Below are 16,983 nucleotides of genomic sequence, written 5' to 3' on the forward strand. Positions count from 1 at the left end.
CCTTCTCTGATCCGGTCATCGCGCCACGACCGGCGCACCCGCGAGTGGCTGCACCGAATGGGCGTGGCGGGCAAGGAAATCCAGGAGCAGCGCGTTGAGCACGTCGGGCTGCTCGAGCTGGGGGCAGTGCCCCGCGTCCGGCACCACCGCACTCACACCGTGCGGCACCCGCCGCGCCAGCTCCTGCGCCCAGCCCGCGGGCAGCAGCTTGTCGCGGGCCCCTTCGACGAACAGGGTGGGCACCGTGATGCGGTGGTAGGCGCGATCACCGGACGGCGTAGCCGGCGCGTCGGCGCCGGGACGGCGGAACCGGGCGGCCGCCAGCGCCTCCCAGGCGCCCGGCGCGACACTGGACTCGTAGCGGCGCCGGACGTAGGCGACATCGGCGGGATAGGCGCCCGAATGGAACAGGGCCGCCACGATGCGGCGCATCCCCTCGGTGGTCGCGTCGTAGTCGTAGAGCGCGTCGACGTGTTCGTTGCGCAGGATGTCGCCGCCGCCGCAGATCGCGACCAGGCTGCGCGCCCGCAGCCGGGGTCGCGCGACGGTCTGGTCGACCAGCAGGTTGATCGCGCCCATCGAGTTGCCCACGAAATGCGCGGTGTCGACGCCGAGGACGGCCAGCAGGGCGGCGAGGTGACGGATGCGCAGCCCGCGCCCGTCGGTGAAGTCGACGACCTTGGCCGAACGGCCGAAGCCGAGCATGTCCGGGGCGATCACCCGGTGGTGGCGGGCGAGCGCGTCGACGGCGTGTTCCCACCCGAGTGCGGCGTCGGCGCCGAATTCGCCGCCGTGCAGCAGAACCACCGGTTCGCCGGAACCGGTGTCGAGATAGGCGGTTTCGTGCCCGTCGACAACGAGACGGCGGTAGCCGGCGATCACGAGGCCCGCTCCACCCGCTCGGCCGCCGAGAGCGCGACGCGTTCGACGACACGCACGTGCCCGGGGACGGCGTGGGTCTCGCCGGGTTCGGTGAGCAGCCGGATCTCGCGCATCCCGAGGTCGTCGAGGATGTCGAAGGCGGACTGCAGATCGCTGTGTCCCACCGGATGCGCCTGGGGCACCGCCGATTCCGCACCGTGCGCGCTCGCCCGGAGCGTGGCACCGATGGCGGCCGCGCCGGACCGCACATAGATCAGCACGCCGCAGCCGGCGGCCACGATCCGGGCGAGGGCACCGTGCAGCGCGTCCCGGCAGCCGCACGCCCGTGACCCGAGGACATCGCCGACGAGGCATTCGAAGTGCAACCGGACCAGGGGCGCGCTCGCGCGGGCGGGGTCACCGTGGACGAAGGCGACGTGTTCGCGGTCGAGGCCGTCGGTGAACCCGATGGCCCGGAATTCCCCGAGCGGCACCGGGATACGCGCGGCACCGTGGCGGGTCACCCGGCACAGCTCACGGCGCCGGTAGGCGACCAGCTCGGCGACCGAGATCACCGGGAAACCGTGGGTGCGGCCCAGTTCGGCCAGTTCCGTCCAGGTCGGGTATTCGCCGTCGGCGCCGGTGATCTCGCACAGCACCCCGGCGGGCCGCAGGCCGGCGAGTTCGGTGACATCGACGGCGGCTTCCGGAATCCCGGGTAGCTCGAGCACGCCGTCGGCGGCGGTGCCGATCGGGAAGACGTTGCCCGGCCTGGTGAATTCGGCCGCGTTCGCGTCGGCCGAGGCGAGCGCGCGCACGGTGGCCGCGCGCTGGGAGGCACCGATCCCGGCCGCGCCGGACAGGCCGACCGAGACCCGGTAGCGCGATCGGTCCGGGCCGGTACCCGCCGGGTCGGCCGGTGGGAAGGCGAGGGCGTCGAGGGTCGCGGCGCGCAGGGCGACCTGCACGAGCCCGCAGCCCAGCCTGCTCAGCACGGTGACGGCGGTGGCGGTGACGTGTTCGGCGGCCAGCACCAGATGCCCGCGCACCCCGTCGGCCGCCGGGTCGGCGACGACGATCACGCGGCCCGCCCGCAGCGCGGCCAGGGCGGTGGACACCGCCGGATGCCCGGTCTCCGTGCGGTTCTCACTCATGACAGCCCGCCGCCCGCCGGGACGAAGGACAGCAGCTGCCCGGCGAGCATGTCCAGCTGCGCCTCGATGCCGGTGTCGGTGAGCGCGCCCTCGGCGTCCCAGATCGGTTCGGCCGAGTTGATCGCCACCCCGAGCGGCGTCGGCCAGGCGCGCAGGGCGTGGCCGATGACGCGCAGCTGGCCGAGCGTGCCGACCGCGGCCTGCCACCCGTAGGCGCAGGTGATGCAGCCCCACGGCTTGTTGTCCAGATACACCGTGGTGTCACCGCGCATGTCCTCGATGTAGTCGAGGGCGTTCTTCACCAGGCCGGACACTCCGCCGTGATAGCCGGGTGACCCGACGAGTACGGCGTCGGCCTGTCGCAGTGCGTCGACCAGGGCCGCCGCGCGCGGGGTGCGGTCCGGTTCGTGCGGGCTGTACATCGGCAGGTCGATGTCGGTGCCGCTGAACAGGGCGGTGCGCCCACCGCGCCGCTCGACCGCGGCCAGGCAGTGCCGCAGTGCGCGTTCGGTCGAGGAGTCCTCACGCAGGGTGCCGCCGATACCGACGACGAACGGGCGTCCGTCGGCGACCGGCGTGGCGGTGGGCTCGCTCGTCGTGCTGACAGTCATCGTCTTCGACCTCCGCTACTTGATCGCGAGGGGATTCAGGGGCGACCCGACCGCGCCGATGACGCGCAACGGCGGTGCGACGAGCTGGAATTCGTAGACCCCGTCGGCGGCGCAGTCGGCGGCAAGGGCGGCGAAGTCCCAGTACTCGCCGAGCATCAGGCCCATGTCGCGCAGGCACAGCATGTGCAGCGGCAGGAAGGTGCCGTCGACCCCGGAGGTGGGGTCCTCGACCATCAGGTTGTCGGCGGCGACCGCGGCGACCTCGTGCTCGTGCAACCACAGCGCGCAGGTCCAGTCCAGGCCGGAATAGGGTTCGGCACCGTCGCGGGCCTCGCGGTAGCGGTCCCACCAGCCGGTGCGCACCAGCACGATGTCGCCGGATTCGATGGTGACGCCTTGGCGGGCGGCGCATTCGTCGAGTTCGTCGGCGGTGACGGGCGCGCCCGGTGCGAGGTAGGTGTCCGCGCCGCGGTGTCGCACGAGGTCGAGCAGGACGCCACGGCTGGTGATGCCCTTGCCGTCGACCTTGTCGATGCCGCAGTGGAAGGCGCCCTGGCTGGTCACCGATTCCGCGGGGAAGCCGTTGTAGAGCTGGTCGGCGTAGTAGACATGCGACAGCGCGTCCCACTGGGTGGCGGCCTGCAGCGGCATGATGATCAGGTCGTCGTTGAAGCGGAACGGGTTGTCGGCGAAGAAGCTGCTCAGTTCGCCTGCGACGCTGTTGCGCAACCACTTCGGGCCGTAGTCGGCCAGGGTCCTGGCGTCGCCGCCGTCGACGGTCATCAGGTGCACCGGGTTCTGCCGGAACTGGAAGGCGCCCTGCGGGCCGCTGGCGCCGAAGTCGATCCCGAGCGGGAAGACTTTGCCGTGCCGGACGAGTCCGGCGGCGGCGGCGATCTTGGCCGGGGTGATGAAGTTCAGGGTGCCCAGCTCGTCGCCGGCGCCCCAGCGGCCCCAGTTGCGGACCCGCTCGGCGAGCGAGTGGAAATCGGTGAGAGTTGCCACGGCGGTGGATTCCTTCCAGTTATTGCCGGGTGGCCGGGGCGGGGCCGGCCAGTTCGTTCGCCAGTCGCGCGGCGAGCGTGCCGCCGTCGACCCACAGCACCTGGCCGGTGATGTAGGCGGCCGCCCGGCTGTTGAGGAACAGCAGCGCCGTCGCCTGCTCGGCCGGGTCAGCGGAACGGCCGAGCGGTTTCGGGATGCTGTCGAGGTACTGCGGGCCGTAGGTGGCGCGCAGCTGATCCAGGATGGGGGTGTCGGTGACGCCGGGCCCGGTGCAGTTCATCCGGATGCCCGCGGCGGCCAGGCCCGCCGAACGCCGCATCGTGTAGAGGATCAGCGCTTCCTTGGCCAGGCGGTAGCCGCCGCCGTCGGCGACGATCTCCGGATGCCGTGCGCACCAGGCCAGCCCGTCGGCGAAGGACGCGGTGTCGAGTAATCCGGCGGTGTCCCAACGGTTCTCGTGGTAGGCCGAGGCCGCGAGGGAGGACACCGAGACGACCGCGGCACCGGGCGCCATGCCCGCGACGATCGCCTCGGTGAACTGCCGCAGTCCCAGGAAGTTCACCGCGACCACCTGGTGCGGGTCGCCGATGCCCGAGGACACTCCCGCGACGTTGAACAGCGCGTCGATCGTGCCCCCGATCCGGGCGAGCGCGGCATCGATGGAGGCGGGGTCGCCCTGGTCCATCGCGACGAACTCGTCGAAGACCTCGTCGCGGCCCGGTTCGCGCAGGTCGACACCGACGACGCGCGCACCGAGGCGCGACACCTCGGCGGCGGCACACGCGCCGATGCCCGACGCGCAGCCGGTGACCACCACCCGCTGCCCGTCGAATCGGCACCGCTGCTCGAAGGTCTCCATCGCCTCAGCCCCGGCCGCGTTCTTCCAGCAGCCGCTGCTGCTCTTCGAGCCGGGCCGCGGCCTGCTTCTGACCCTCTTCGATCTCGGCCATCGCCTCGGGGATCTCGCCGGCGGTGAAGGTACCGCCGCGACCGGTCGGCAGTCCGCCGAAGGCGTAGTCCTCGTCGAAGGCGGGCGAGGGCATCGGCACGCGCCGGGCTTCGGCCTTCGCCAGGATCGGCGCCATCCGCTTCGCCTTCTCGGCGACGGCCTTCTCGTCGCGTTCGATGAACTCGGGCAGTACCTCTGTGCCCATGATCTCGAGCGATTCCATGGTGGCCTCGTGGCTGCGCGGGTTGAGCAGCAGGATGATCTCGTCGACGCCGCTGGCCTCGTAGCCGCGCAGGAATTCGCGCACGGTGCCGGGGGAACCGATCGCGCCGCGGCCAGGACCGTAGGCGACCGACGGGTCGTCCCCGACCGCGTCGAGGTAGGACTGCCACACTTGGGTCCGGCCGGGGGTGTGCATGCCGGTCATGTAGTAGTGCATGATCCCGTAGGAGAAGAACCCGCCACCGACACCGAGGCGCTCGATCGCCTGTTCGTCGGTGGGGGCGACCATCATCGACAGGTCGCCGCCGATGGCGAGGATGTTCGGGTTCATCCGCGGCACCATCGGCGCGGCGTGGTCCTCGAATTCCTGGTAATAGCCGCGCACCCGGTCGCCCAGTGCCTCGGGCCCGGTGTAGGCGAAACTCAGTGCGCCGATACCCATCCGGGCGGCCATCTGCACCGACGAGGGCCTGGTGCAGGCCACCCACAGCGGCGGGTGCGGGGTCTGGCGCGGCTTGGGGATGACATTGCGGGCGGGCATCTCGAGGTGGTTGCCCTTGAAACCGGTGAACGGCGCCTCGGTCATGCAGCGCACGGTGACCTGCAGCGCCTCTTCCCACTGCGCGCGCTTGTCGGCCGGGTCGATGGCGAACCCGCCGAGCTCACCGACCGAGGACGATTCGCCGGTACCGAATTCGACGCGGCCGTTGGACAGATGGTCCAGGGTGGCGACCCGTTCGGCGGCGCGGGCCGGATGGTTGATCGCCGGCGGCAGGTGCATGATGCCGAAGCCGAGGCGGATGTTCTCGGTGCGCTGGCTCGCGGCGGCCAGGAACATCTCCGGTGCGGTGGAGTGACAGTACTCCTCCAGGAAGTGGTGCTCGGTGAGCCAGACCGTGGCGAAGCCGGCCTGGTCGGCGAGTTCGACCTCGTCCAAACCGTCTTGGAACATCTGGTATTCGTCGTCGTCGGTCCACGGCCGCGGCAGCGCGAATTCGTAGAAGAGCGAAATTTTCATCGGGTACCTCCAGAGGGGGCGGCGGGTGCCGGGTGCTGCGTCAGGTGCTCGGCCGCGATGTAGCCGAAGGTCATGGCCGGGCCGATGGTCGCGCCCGCGCCCGCGTAGCTGCGGCCCATGACCGCGGCCGAGGTGTTGCCGATCGCGTACAGGCCCGCGATCGCGGTGCCGTCGGCGCGCAGGACCCTGGCGTGTTCGTCGGTGCGCAAGCCGCCCGAGGTGCCGAGATCGCCGAGGATGACGCGGAAGGCGTAGTACGGCGGCTTGCCGATCGGGTGGAGGTTCGGGTTCGGCAGGGTGGGGTCGCCGTAGTAGTTGTCGTAGACGCTGTCACCGCGGCCGAAGTCGTCGTCGTGGCCCGCTTCGGCCAGTGTGTTGAAGCGAGTCGCGGTGTACCGCAACGCTTCCGCGGGGACACCGATCTGCGCGGCGAGCTCGGACCAGCTGCCTGCGGCCTTGACCACGCCCGATTCCAGCCAGGCGGCGGGGATCGTGAAACCGGTGGGTACCGGCGCGAGCGGAATCCTCGGCAGCGGCAGATGGCCGCCGATGACGTAGCGCTTCCAGGAGCGGTGGTCGGTGATCAGCCAGCACGGGATGTGGGTGACGCCGGATTTCTGGCCGTCGATCATGGCGTGGCCGAAGTCCATGTAGGGCGCCGCCTCGTTGATGAAGCGCTCGCCCGCGCCGTTGACCATGAACTGGGCGGGCATCATCCGCTCGTTGAGCAGGAACTGCAGCCTGCCGTCGGGCCACTGGATGGCCGGGAACCACCAGGCCTCGTCCATCAGCGCGGTGTCGCCGCCCGCCTCGCGGCCGAGGCGGATGCCGTCGCCGAGGGCGAGTTTGTTGCCGAAACTCCAGTCCTGGTCCACGGCAGGCTGTTCGGCGGTGCGCCAGGCCATGTCGTGGTCGAAGCCGCCGGTCGCCAGGATCACCCCGCGCCGGGCCCGCACCCGCACCGGGACACCGTCGCGCTCGACAGTCGCGCCGACGACCCGGCCGTCCTCGATGTGCAGGGCGGTGATCGGGGCGTCGAGCCACAGCGGGACACCGTGTTCGCGCAGCGCCAGGCGCAGCCGCGCCACCAGGGACTGGCCGATGGTGACGATGCGGTCGCCGAAGACGTGTGCGCGTACCATCCGCCAGATCAGCTTCAGCAGGATCGCCTTGCCCCGCCAGTTCTGCCGGACCTGGTAGAACAGCCGCAGATCCTTGGGCCCCAGCCAGATGCCCTTGGGAGCCAGGGCTAGTGGCGCGAGCAGGGTGCTCTCGTCCTCGCCGAGTTCGCGCAGGTCGATGGGCGGGACATTGATGGTGCTGCCCTGGGCGGAACCGCCTGGCAGCTCCGGGTAGTAGTCGGCGTAGCCCGGCTTCCAGACGAATTCCAGCCAGCGGCTGCGGTTTTCGAGGAACTCCATCATCTCGGGGGCCTTGGTGACGTAGCCGCGCAGGCGCGCGGTGTCGACCAGACCTTCGGTGATGGTCGCCAGATAGGCGACGACATCGTCGGGGTCGAGGGCGAAGCCCGCGCGCCGCTGCGCGGGGGCGTTGGGCACCCAGATGCCGCCGCCGGACAGCGCGGTCGAGCCGCCGTAGGCGGCGCCCTTCTCGACGATCAGCACCGACAGGCCTTCGGCCTCGGCCTTGAGCGCGGCGGTGAGCCCGCCGCCGCCGGAGCCGGCGATCAGGACGTCGACCTCGTCGTCGAATGCGGTGGCGGACTGTGGGTCCGGTGCGGAGTCGGCGGTCACGCGCGGCCCTCCTTCGTCGTCGGGTCCGGGTCGGCGGGCACGGCGGCGCGCACCGCGAAACCGGCGATGAGCGCGGGGGCGGCCCGGTAGTAGCGCACCGGTGTCCGGTACGGGCCCTGCTGGGCCAGCGCCGCGAATGCCGCGACCCAGGTGCGGATCTCGTGGGCGGAATTGCCTGCGGCGGCGGTGATGGCCGCGTTGTCCCAGTTCGCGACCTCGGCGAGCTTGCCGTCGTCGAGCAGGGTCAGGAATTCGTTGTCCCACCGCGGGTTCAGCGGTCGCAGGGCGCCTTCGCCCGCGGCGAATTCGCGGGCGGCCTCGACCACCGCGGCACTGCGGGCGGCGCGCTGCTCGGGTGACATCGGCCCGCCGTGCACGATCCGGTCGCGGACCGCGCCGGTCGCCGTGGCCAGGCGCGGTACCGGCGGATCGTGGGACAGCCCACCGGATCCGAGCACCAGCACCCGCGCGTCGAGCGTCGACAGGAACGCGCCGACCGCGGTGCCGAGGGCCGCGGCCCGGTGCGGCGGCCCGAGCGGCACGGCGACAGCGTTGACGAAGATCGGGATCACCGGGCGGGCGGTGACCGCGCCGAACAATCGCGCCAAGGGCTGCACGGTGCCGTGGTCGACGTCCATCGCCGTCGATATCGCGACGTCGACACCCGCGGCCAGCACCGCCTCGGCGAGCTCGGTCGCCAGCGCTGCCGGAACGTCGAGCGGCCCGGCGTGGGTGCCGTAGTCGCCGACGCCGCAAGCGGCTGTGCCGATACAGAATGGGGGCATCGTCCGGTAGAAGAAGCCGTTGTAGTGGTCGGGTGCGAAGGTCACCACCAGTTCGGGATCGAACTCGCGCGCGAAGCGGGCGGCGTCGTCGAGCGCCGCCCCGATCTCGGTGCGCAGTTCCGGTGACGGACCGGGCAGATCAAGAAGAGGGCTGTGCGAGACGCAGCACACGGCCAGCGGCATCGGGACCTCCTCGGGTCGAGGCGAAGGTGTCGAGCAGCTCGGTGCCGAGTTCGGGGGCGAACTGCGCGATGGACGACCCGGCGACGACCCGGTCCGGGCGCAGGAAGAGCACCGAGTCGGCCTGACCGTCGAACCAGCGCTCGAGCGCGCCGGTGCCGTCACCGACGACGGTCACGTCCTCGTGATCCTGTCCGGCCCAAGACAATTGGGTAGCGGGCCGGGCCGCGACGAACCGGGCGCCGAACTCCCGCCAGCGCGCGAACACCTCGTCGCCGAGCACCGCGCGCGGGTCGTTGTTCCAGCACAGCACCGCGAACCACGGGCCGAGCACCTCGTCGAGCAGCACCTCCGGCTGTGTCCTGGTGCGCACCACCGGCTGCACGAACAGCGTCCCGACCGGTGAGGGCTCCGACCGCGACCAGCGGTGCACCACCGCACCCCGCTCGTAGCGGGGCATCGGCTTGAACTTCATCCCGAGGACGTAGCTGCGCACCGGCGGGATCGCCGCCGCTGCCCGCACCAGCACGTCCCTGATCGCGGCGACCCGGCGGTCGGTCGGCGAGATGACCCGCCCCACCAGGGTCGACAGGTCGATCATGGCGCGGGCGTGGGCGCGGCGTTCGGTGTCGTAGGAGTCGAGCAGGGCGGCATCGGCCCGGCCGGTCACCACGGCCGCCAGCTTCCAGCCCAGATTCGCGGCGTCGCGGATACCGCTGTTGTAGCCCTGGCCCTGCCAGACCGGCATCAGATGCGCGGCGTCGCCGGCCAGCAGCATCCGGCCGGCGCGGAAGGCGCCCGCGATGCGCGAGTGGTGGGTGTAGACGCGGCGGCGGATGATGTCGAGGCGTTCGGGATAGGGCACCAGCGGTGCGGTCATCCTGGCCACGAACGCCGGATCCTCGGCCAGCTCGTCGGACTCGTCGTCGTGGATCATGAACTCGAAGCGGCGGATTCCGTGCGCGATCGACACCGACACGTTCGGTCGCGCGGGGTCGGCGGCGACCTCGATATTGGGGTGGCCGAGCGGGTCGGCGGCGATGTCGACCACCAGCCACCGGGTCGGTGAGGTGGTGCCGTCGAAGCTCACGCCCATGGCCTTGCGGGTGACGCTGCGCCCGCCGTCGCACCCGACGACATACCGAGCCCGCACCACATCGGGGCCGGTGCCGGTGCCGATCCCGACGTCGACGTGCGTGCCCTTGTCGGCACAGGACCTCACCGCCGCCGACCACAGCACCCGCACGCACGGATACCGGTCGAGCCCGGCGAGCAGTTCCGCGTCGACGAGCGGCTGCACGAAGCCGTTGCGCTTGGGCCAGCCGAACGAGGTGTCCGCCGGCGCGATCTCGGCCAGCAGCCGACGCCGGGCGTCGACGAAACGCAGGATCTGGTTCGGGGTGGTGTGCGGCAGGATCCGCTCGATCAGGCCGATCGATTGGAAGGTCCGCAGCGACTCGTCGTCGAGACCGACACCGCGCGGGTAGTCGATCAGCGTCGCGCGCTCCTCGACCACCAGGGTGCGCACGCCTGCGGCGCCCAGGATATTGGCCAGCGTCAGGCCGACCGGTCCCGCGCCGACGATGAGGACATCGGTGCCGGTCATCTCAGGCCCCGAGCAGGAAGTCGAGATGCAGGGCGTCGAAGGTCGCGGCGTCCTCGTACTGCGGCCAGTGCCCGCAGTTCTGCATCACGACGAACCGGGCGCCGGGGATCATCGCGGCCATCCGCCGCCCCTCGGCCACATCGGCGGTCGGGTCGTGGCTGGTCCACACCACCAGAGTCGGCGCGGTGATCTGCCCGTATTCCTTCTCCCCCAAAAGGTTCCGCTCCCGGATCACCGGGTCCTGCAGGGCCATGATGTCGTGCATCGCGGCGGGGAACCCGGGCTGCCGGTAGATGCGCTGCCTGCTGGCGACCAGGTCGGCGTAGTCCTTGGACTTGTCGGCCATCAACCAGGTGATCCGCGCCCGCACGGTCTCCCAGGTGGGTTCGGTGGCCGCGGCCATCGACAGCGTGACGATGCGGCGCATCACCTCGGGGTCGGCCTGGGAGCCGCCCGCGGTGTTGAGCACCAGGCGGTCGACCCGGTCGGGGTGGTCGACGGCGGCGCGCGCGGCGACCCAGCCGCCCAGCGACTCCCCGCTCAGCGACGCCTGCCGCACCCCGATGGTGTCGAGGAAGCTCATCAGATGGTCGACGTAGTGCGCGATCTCGAGTGCGTGACCTGGCTTGCCGGTGTAGCCGTGGCCGAGCATGTCGATCGACCAGGTGGAGAAGTGCGCGGCATGGGCGGCCAGATTGCGGACATAGGCCTCCGCGTGCCCGCCGGACCCGTGCAGCAGCACCAGGGTGGGCAGGTCCTCGGCGCCCGCGTGCAGGTAGCGGGTGCGTACCCCGCCCACGTCGAGATAACCCTGACTGAACGGCACGCCCTGCAGGTCGCTCCACACGCTCTCGTGTTCGGACAACTTCGTCACTCCCTCTGTCCGTCGGCTGTTCACCGCGCTCAGCACTCCACCGATTTGCCGGTCGCCGCCGCGTGCCCGGCCCGGTGGCCCCACACCATGGCGGGGCCGATGGTGCCGCCCGCGCCGCCGTAGGCCCGGCCGGTCACCCCGGCCATGGCATTGCCCGCCGCGAACAGCCCGGGGATGACCGAGCCGTCGACGTGCAGCACCCGCCCGTCGCGGTCGGTGCGCGGCCCGCCTTTGGTGCCCATCGCGCCGACCGTCACCGGCACCGCGTAGTAGGGCCCGGTATCGATCGGGCCGAGGGTGCGGCCCACCGCGGTCGGCGCGTCCTGGTCGCCCCACCAGCCGTCGTAGGCGCTCGCGCCGCGGCCGAAGGCCGGATCGTGGCCCGCCGCGACGTCGCGGTTCCAGCCGGCCACGGTGGCGGCCAGGCCGTCCGCGTCGACCCCGATGCGCCCGGCCAGGGCGGGCAGGTCCGCGGATTCGTTGAACCAGGCGGGGACCGGCTCGCCCGGCGCGATACCGAGGAAGCCGTAGCGGCGCAGGTGTTCGGCGTCGAAGACGATCCAGCCGGGATCGTTGACGTAGCCCTCGCGCGGGTCCAGGTAGTGGAAGGCACCGGCCATCGAGTTGTACTCCGAGGCCTCGTTGACGAAGCGGCGCCCGAGCCGGTTGACCATGATGCTGCGCGGCCTGGTGCGTTCGAGCCGGACGCTGCGGCTGCGCGGATGGCCGTCGATGGTGTCGTCGGGGATCCGCACCACCGGCACCCACCAGGCCTCGCTCATGGTGCCCAGATCCGCGCCGTGCGCCATGGCCATCCGCAGGCCGTCGCCGGTGTTGCCGGGCGGTGAGACCGGGCCCCGCATGGGTCCGCGCAGATAGGCCTTGACCAGAATCGGGTCCCACTCGAAGCCGCCGGTCGCCAGGATCACACCCTGGCGGGCGCGCACGGTGGAATCTCCTGCCGCCGTGGCGATCCGGACCCCGGTGATCGCGCCGTCGCCGGCGATCAGCTCGACCGCGCGGGCACCGGTGCGCGGCACCACGCCCAAGGCGAGCACGCCCGCGAGCAGGCCTGCCACCAGGGCGGTACCCGCCACACACAGGTCGGCGGCGCTGTCCTCGCCCACCGCGGCGTGCAGCCGGGCCCTGGTCTCGGCGTCGAAACCGACATTGCTCCAGTCGGCGGGGAAGCTGGTGATCCGATCGCGCCACGGGCCGAGCTCGGCCGGATCGAAGGCGACCGGGCTCAGCGAGCGGCCGCCGCCCGGCTTGCCACCGGGGAGTTCGGGCTTGTAGTCGGGGAACCCGTCGGCGATCCCGAACCGCACACCGCTGTGTTCCTCGACGAAAGCGACGGTGGCCGCGCCGGTTTCGACGAAGGTGCGCACCAGGTCCTCGTCCATCGAACCGAAGGACTGCGCGCGCAGATAGGCCATCGCGTCCGCGACAGTCAGCGGTTCCCCGGATGCCCGGTCGTGCGCGGGAATCCAGGCGATACCGCCGGAGACCGCGCTCGTGCCGCCGACGGTCGGCGCCTTCTCGAACACCGCCACCGACGCGCCCGCGCTCGCCGCGCTCAGTGCGGCGGTGAGGCCGGCCGCGCCGCTGCCGAGAACGACGACATCGACCTCGGTGTCCCACGTCAGGGATGACGGTTCCTGCTGCGAAGTCACTGTCCCGCTCTCCTTCTCGACCGCTCTCACCTCGCCGAATGACGCAGTACCGAGCGAGATTGAAGTTATCGTATGACGAGAATGTCATTCTCCGCCAGCGAGTGCCGAAATCTTTTCGGAGCCACGGCCCGCCACTTTCGCTTGCGGCGCATCGCGGCGAGAGAGTACGGTTCTCTCATCCGGCAAGTCTTGTTCTTGCACGGAATTTCCTGTCGTGCCGCTCCGATCGCGCGACAGCTGCGCTGGAACAGGAGAGCATCCGTGAGCATCGACGATGCCGCCGACCGGGACCGCAAGGCGAACCGATACCACTTCGACCGGCACACCCCGGAATATCGGCACCGCTTCACCGAGATCACCCACGACCTGCACGCGAAGTGCCCGGTCGCCTGGACCGACACCTACGACGGCCACTGGGTGGCGGCCGGGGCCAACGCGGTCTTCGAACTCGCCCGCTGCCCGCACGTGTCCAACGACCACGACCTCACCGGCCAACGCAACGGGTACAAGGGCATCTCGATTCCGACCGCGCAGCGCGCGCAACTCGTGCGCGGCGGGATTCTCGAGATGGACGATCCCGAGCACCGGCTCTACCGGCAGGTGCTCAACCCGTACCTGTCGCCGGCCGCGGTGCGCCGCTGGGAACCGGTGATCGACGAGATCGTGCGGGCCGCGCTCGACGAGAAGATCGAGTCGGGCCGCATCGATTTCGTCGACGACCTCGCCAATGTCGTGCCTGCGGTGCTCACGCTCGCCATGCTCGGTATCCCGCTGACGAAGTGGTCGCTCTACAGCGAACCGGTGCACGCCGCGGTGTACACCCCGGAGGACTCCCCAGATGCCGCGCGTGTGGCCGAGTTGCACCGCGCGATGGGCATCGACCTGCTGACGAGTCTGGCCGAGGTCAAACAGCATCCGCGCCCCGGTCTGCTCGAGGCGCTCACCGAACTGCGCATCGACGGCGAACCCGCGCCCGATCTCGAACTGCTCGGCATGCTCGGCCTGATCATCGGCGGCGGTTTCGACACCACGACCGCGCTCACCGCGCACGCGCTCGAGTGGTTGTCGCAGAATCCCGGCGAACGCGCCCGGCTCAGCCGTGACCGCGACACCCTGCTCGCGCCCGCGACCGAGGAATTCCTGCGCTACTTCACCCCGGCTCCCGGCGACGGGCGCACCATCTCGGCCGACGTCGAGATCGAGGGCACCGCATTCAAAGAGGGCGAGCGGCTCTGGCTGTCCTGGGCGATGGCCAACCGCGATGCCGAGGTGTTCCCCGATCCGGACGACATCGTGCTGGACCGGCGCGGCAACCGGCACTTCAGCTTCGGGCTCGGCGTGCACCGCTGTATCGGGTCCAATGTGGCGCGCACGGTGTTCAAGTCGATGCTCACCGCCGTGCTCGACCGGATGCCCGACTTCGTCTGCGATCCGGCGGGCACCGTGCACTACGACACGATCGGTGTCATCCAGGGCATGCGCAAGCTGCCCGCCACCTTCGCCCCTGGCCCGCGGCTCGGCGCCGGGCTGGACGAGACGCTGGCCAAACTCCAGATCATCTGCGACGAGCAGCAGCTGGCGGCTTCGGTGACGGTGCGGCCCGAGATGGCCCGGATCGACTGATGCGCACCAACGCCGACGGCACCACCACCCCGTACATCGATGCGAGCGTGCACGTCTTCTTCGCCTCGAACCGGGACCTGCGCGATCACCTGCGCGAGCCGTTCAAGAGCCGGGGCGTGCCCGATGTGGAGCTGGACTGGTACGGGGCGCCGGGCGGTGAATACCTCGCCGGCGCAGCGAGTTCCGGCCGCCGGGCACCCGGTTCGGACCCGGCCGTGGTCGCCGGGCAGCTGTTCACCGACCGCGGCGTGGACGTGGCGATCCTGCATCCGATGACCAGGGGCATCCTGCCCGACCGGCATCTGACCTCGGCGGTGCTGGCCGCGCACAACGACATGCTGGTCACCCGCTGGCTCGGGCACGAGGAGTTCGGCGACCGGTTCCGCGGCACCCTGCGGGTCAACCCGGAGGACATTCCCGGCGCACTGCGCGAGATCGCCCGCTACGGGCAGCATCCGTCGATCGTGCAGGTCGGGGTGCCGCTGCAGGCGCGCGAGCTCTACGGCAAACCCCAGTTCTGGCCGCTGTGGGAAGCGGCCGCCGCGGCCGGGCTGCCGGTGGCGGTGCACATCGAGACCGGGGAGAGCATCGCCTTCCCGCCGACGCCGTCGGGCCACACCCGGACCTATGAGCAGTACCTGGGGTTCATGTCGCTCAACTACATCTATCACCTGCTGAACATGATCGCCGAAGGCGTCTTCGAGCGATTCCCCGAGCTGCGCTTCGTCTGGGCCGACGGCGGCGCGGATCTGCTGACGCCGTTCAGCTGGCGGATGGACACCTTCGGCAGGCCGCATCTCGAGCAGACCCCGTGGGCACCGCGGATGCCGAGCGAATACCTGCCCGACCACGTGTATTTCGTCCAGGACCGCCACGACGGCCCGCCCGCCGACGCCGAATTCGCCGCCGAATGGCTGGGTTTCACCGGCAAGGACGACATGGTGATGTTCGGCTCGAGCTATCCGCACTGGCAGGCCGTCGACGTGGACTCCCTGTCACCGGGCCTGACGGCCGAGCAGCGCGACAAGCTCAGCTGGCGTAACGCGGCCCGGCTCTACGGCATCGAGGTACCGACCGCGGCCGCGGTCCCCAGATAGTTCCAGGAAGGACGCGTATGCCGCCGATCCAGCACGAGCAGCGGGCCGACGCACCCGAGCAGGTCGCCGTCCGGGTCGTCGACTCCGACGTGCATCCGGTGCCCCGCCGCGGCGAACTCGTCGAGTACATCCCCGAACCGCACCGCAGCGACTACTTCCTCAGTCACCGCGTCGGCGACACGATCATCTACGACGCCCCCGACTACGCGCATTCCTACGCGATGCGCGTCGACGCGTTCCCCGCGGACGGCCAGTTCCCCGGCAGCGATCCCGAGCTCGCCTACCGGCAGCTGATCGTGGAGGCCGGCTCCGACATCGCCATCCTGGAACCGACCGTGCGGGCGACCCGGCTGCCGCAGGCGACCCAGGCCATGGCCACCGGCATCAATCACTGGCAGGCCAACCACTGGCTCGATCCGGTCACCAACCGGCATCAGCGCTGGCGCGGGTCGATCTGTGTCGCCGTGGACGATCCGATCGGCGCGGTCGCCGAGATCGAGCAGTGGGCCGGGCATCCGTACATGGCGCAGATCCTGCTCAAGGCCGAACCGCGGCCGTCCTGGGGTGATCCGAAGTACGACCCGATCTGGGCGGCGGCGACCCGGCACGACCTGGTGGTGAGCTGTCATCTCGGGCGCGGCGCGTTCGAGACGATGCCCATGTCGCCGGTCGGATTCCCCAGCTACAACCACGATTTCATGGTCAGCTACTCGTTGCTGGCCGCCAATCAGATCATGAGCCTGATCTTCGACGGCACCTTCGACCGTTTCCCGGCGCTGCGCTTCGTGTTCGTCGAGCACGCGTTCACCTGGATTCTGCCGCTGATGTGGCGGATGGACGCGATCTACGCCTCGCGCAAGCAGTGGATGACGATCGGGCGCAAGCCCTCGGAGTACGTCAAGGAGCACATCCGGTTCACCACCCAGCCGCTGGACTACCCCGAGGACAAGACCGAGCTGACGCGGGCGCTGGAATGGATGGACGCGGGCCGGATCCTGCTGTTCTCCTCGGACTATCCGCACTGGACCTTCGACGATCCGCGCTGGCTGGTCAAGCATCTGCCCGCGGCGGCTCGCGACCGGGTGATGTTCCGCAACGGCATCGAGACCTACCACCTGCCGGAATTCGTTCCGGCACTGCCCGATCCGCGGCGGAGGCGCTGAGATGACCGAGGACAGCGCGACATCCGGTGAGCAGCCGCGCCTGGCGCAGGGCCGCGAGCACGTGGTCGCCACCGTCGAGGAGATTCCGCCCGGATCGTCGAAGGTGGTGCCGATCGGCCGGTTCGGTGTCGGGGTCTACAACGTCGGCGGCACCTTCTACGCCATCGCCAACTATTGCCCGCACGAGGGCGGACCGCTGTGTTCCGGGCGGACGCGGGGCCGGACCGTGGTGGACGAGAGTGTCCCCGGCGACGCGGTGATGGTGCGCGACAACGAGTTCCTCTACTGCCCGTGGCACCAGTGGGGCTTCGAGCTGGCCACCGGGACCACGGCGGTCAAGCCCGAGTGGAGCATCCGGACCTACCCGGTGCGCGTGGTCGACGGCGCCGTCGTCGTCCAGGCCTGAGC

Annotated in this window: 15 protein-coding genes; 4 read left to right on the forward strand and 11 right to left on the reverse strand. The window is 70.7% G+C overall.

The window, feature by feature from the left end:
- Window positions 1-15: 15 nt before the first annotated feature.
- From ACWF82_RS02195 to ACWF82_RS02245, 11 genes are read right to left on the reverse strand one after another with little or no spacing between them, the layout of a single operon-like run.
- Entirely contained in the window at window positions 16-882 is an 867-nt protein-coding gene (locus ACWF82_RS02195) for an alpha/beta fold hydrolase (RefSeq protein WP_452497094.1), read from the reverse strand.
- Window positions 879-2,015, reverse strand: a complete 1,137-nt coding sequence (locus tag ACWF82_RS02200; protein ID WP_452497096.1) for a 3,4-dihydroxy-2-butanone-4-phosphate synthase — start codon at window positions 2,013-2,015, stop codon at window positions 879-881. The genes ACWF82_RS02195 and ACWF82_RS02200 overlap by 4 nt, the downstream gene beginning before the upstream one ends.
- Window positions 2,012-2,626 (reverse strand): NADPH-dependent FMN reductase, encoded by a 615-nt coding sequence (locus tag ACWF82_RS02205; RefSeq protein ID WP_452497098.1) that lies wholly within the window; start codon window positions 2,624-2,626, stop codon window positions 2,012-2,014. The genes ACWF82_RS02200 and ACWF82_RS02205 overlap by 4 nt, the downstream gene beginning before the upstream one ends.
- Before the next feature lie 15 nt (window positions 2,627-2,641).
- Window positions 2,642-3,631, reverse strand: a complete 990-nt coding sequence (locus ACWF82_RS02210) for a cyclase family protein (RefSeq protein ID WP_452497100.1) — start codon at window positions 3,629-3,631, stop codon at window positions 2,642-2,644.
- Window positions 3,632-3,650: 19 nt separating this feature from the next.
- Entirely contained in the window at window positions 3,651-4,490 is an 840-nt protein-coding gene (locus ACWF82_RS02215; RefSeq protein ID WP_452497102.1) for a coniferyl-alcohol dehydrogenase, read from the reverse strand.
- 4 nt (window positions 4,491-4,494) lie between these two features.
- Entirely contained in the window at window positions 4,495-5,820 is a 1,326-nt protein-coding gene (locus ACWF82_RS02220; protein WP_452497104.1) for an LLM class flavin-dependent oxidoreductase, read from the reverse strand.
- Window positions 5,817-7,574, reverse strand: coding sequence for an FAD-binding protein (locus ACWF82_RS02225; protein WP_452497106.1), 1,758 nt, complete (start codon window positions 7,572-7,574; stop codon window positions 5,817-5,819). Before ACWF82_RS02225 ends, ACWF82_RS02220 begins: the two co-directional genes overlap by 4 nt.
- Window positions 7,571-8,542, reverse strand: a complete 972-nt coding sequence (locus ACWF82_RS02230) for a 3-carboxyethylcatechol 2,3-dioxygenase (RefSeq protein ID WP_452497108.1) — start codon at window positions 8,540-8,542, stop codon at window positions 7,571-7,573. The genes ACWF82_RS02225 and ACWF82_RS02230 overlap by 4 nt, the downstream gene beginning before the upstream one ends.
- Window positions 8,499-10,145: a bifunctional 3-(3-hydroxy-phenyl)propionate/3-hydroxycinnamic acid hydroxylase gene (locus ACWF82_RS02235; RefSeq protein ID WP_452497110.1), complete on the reverse strand. Its 1,647-nt coding sequence runs from the start codon at window positions 10,143-10,145 to the stop codon at window positions 8,499-8,501. Before ACWF82_RS02235 ends, ACWF82_RS02230 begins: the two co-directional genes overlap by 44 nt.
- 1 nt (window position 10,146) lies before the next feature.
- Window positions 10,147-11,010: an alpha/beta fold hydrolase gene (locus tag ACWF82_RS02240; protein ID WP_452497698.1), complete on the reverse strand. Its 864-nt coding sequence runs from the start codon at window positions 11,008-11,010 to the stop codon at window positions 10,147-10,149.
- Between the two features lie 38 nt (window positions 11,011-11,048).
- Window positions 11,049-12,665 carry an FAD-dependent oxidoreductase gene (locus tag ACWF82_RS02245; RefSeq protein ID WP_452497700.1) on the reverse strand — a complete coding sequence of 539 codons (1,617 nt, stop codon included), beginning with the start codon at window positions 12,663-12,665 and terminating at the stop codon, window positions 11,049-11,051.
- A gap of 288 nt (window positions 12,666-12,953) precedes the next feature.
- On the opposite strand from ACWF82_RS02245, the gene ACWF82_RS02250 reads away from it, so the two are divergent.
- Genes ACWF82_RS02250 through ACWF82_RS02265 form a run of 4 tightly spaced genes read left to right on the forward strand, consistent with a single transcriptional unit; the run spans window position 12,954 to window position 16,981 of the window.
- The gene (locus ACWF82_RS02250) at window positions 12,954-14,315 is read left to right on the forward strand and encodes a cytochrome P450 (protein WP_452497112.1); all 1,362 of its coding nucleotides are present in this window, start codon (window positions 12,954-12,956) and stop codon (window positions 14,313-14,315) included.
- Complete coding sequence (locus ACWF82_RS02255) at window positions 14,315-15,412, forward strand: amidohydrolase family protein (protein WP_452497114.1); 1,098 nt, start codon at window positions 14,315-14,317, stop codon at window positions 15,410-15,412. Before ACWF82_RS02250 ends, ACWF82_RS02255 begins: the two co-directional genes overlap by 1 nt.
- 17 nt (window positions 15,413-15,429) lie before the next feature.
- Window positions 15,430-16,575 (forward strand): amidohydrolase family protein, encoded by a 1,146-nt coding sequence (locus ACWF82_RS02260; protein WP_452497116.1) that lies wholly within the window; start codon window positions 15,430-15,432, stop codon window positions 16,573-16,575.
- 1 nt (window position 16,576) lies between these two features.
- The gene (locus ACWF82_RS02265; RefSeq protein WP_452497118.1) at window positions 16,577-16,981 is read left to right on the forward strand and encodes a Rieske (2Fe-2S) protein; all 405 of its coding nucleotides are present in this window, start codon (window positions 16,577-16,579) and stop codon (window positions 16,979-16,981) included.
- Window positions 16,982-16,983: the final 2 nt, after the last annotated feature.

The organism is Nocardia sp. NPDC055053, from assembly GCF_053608285.1.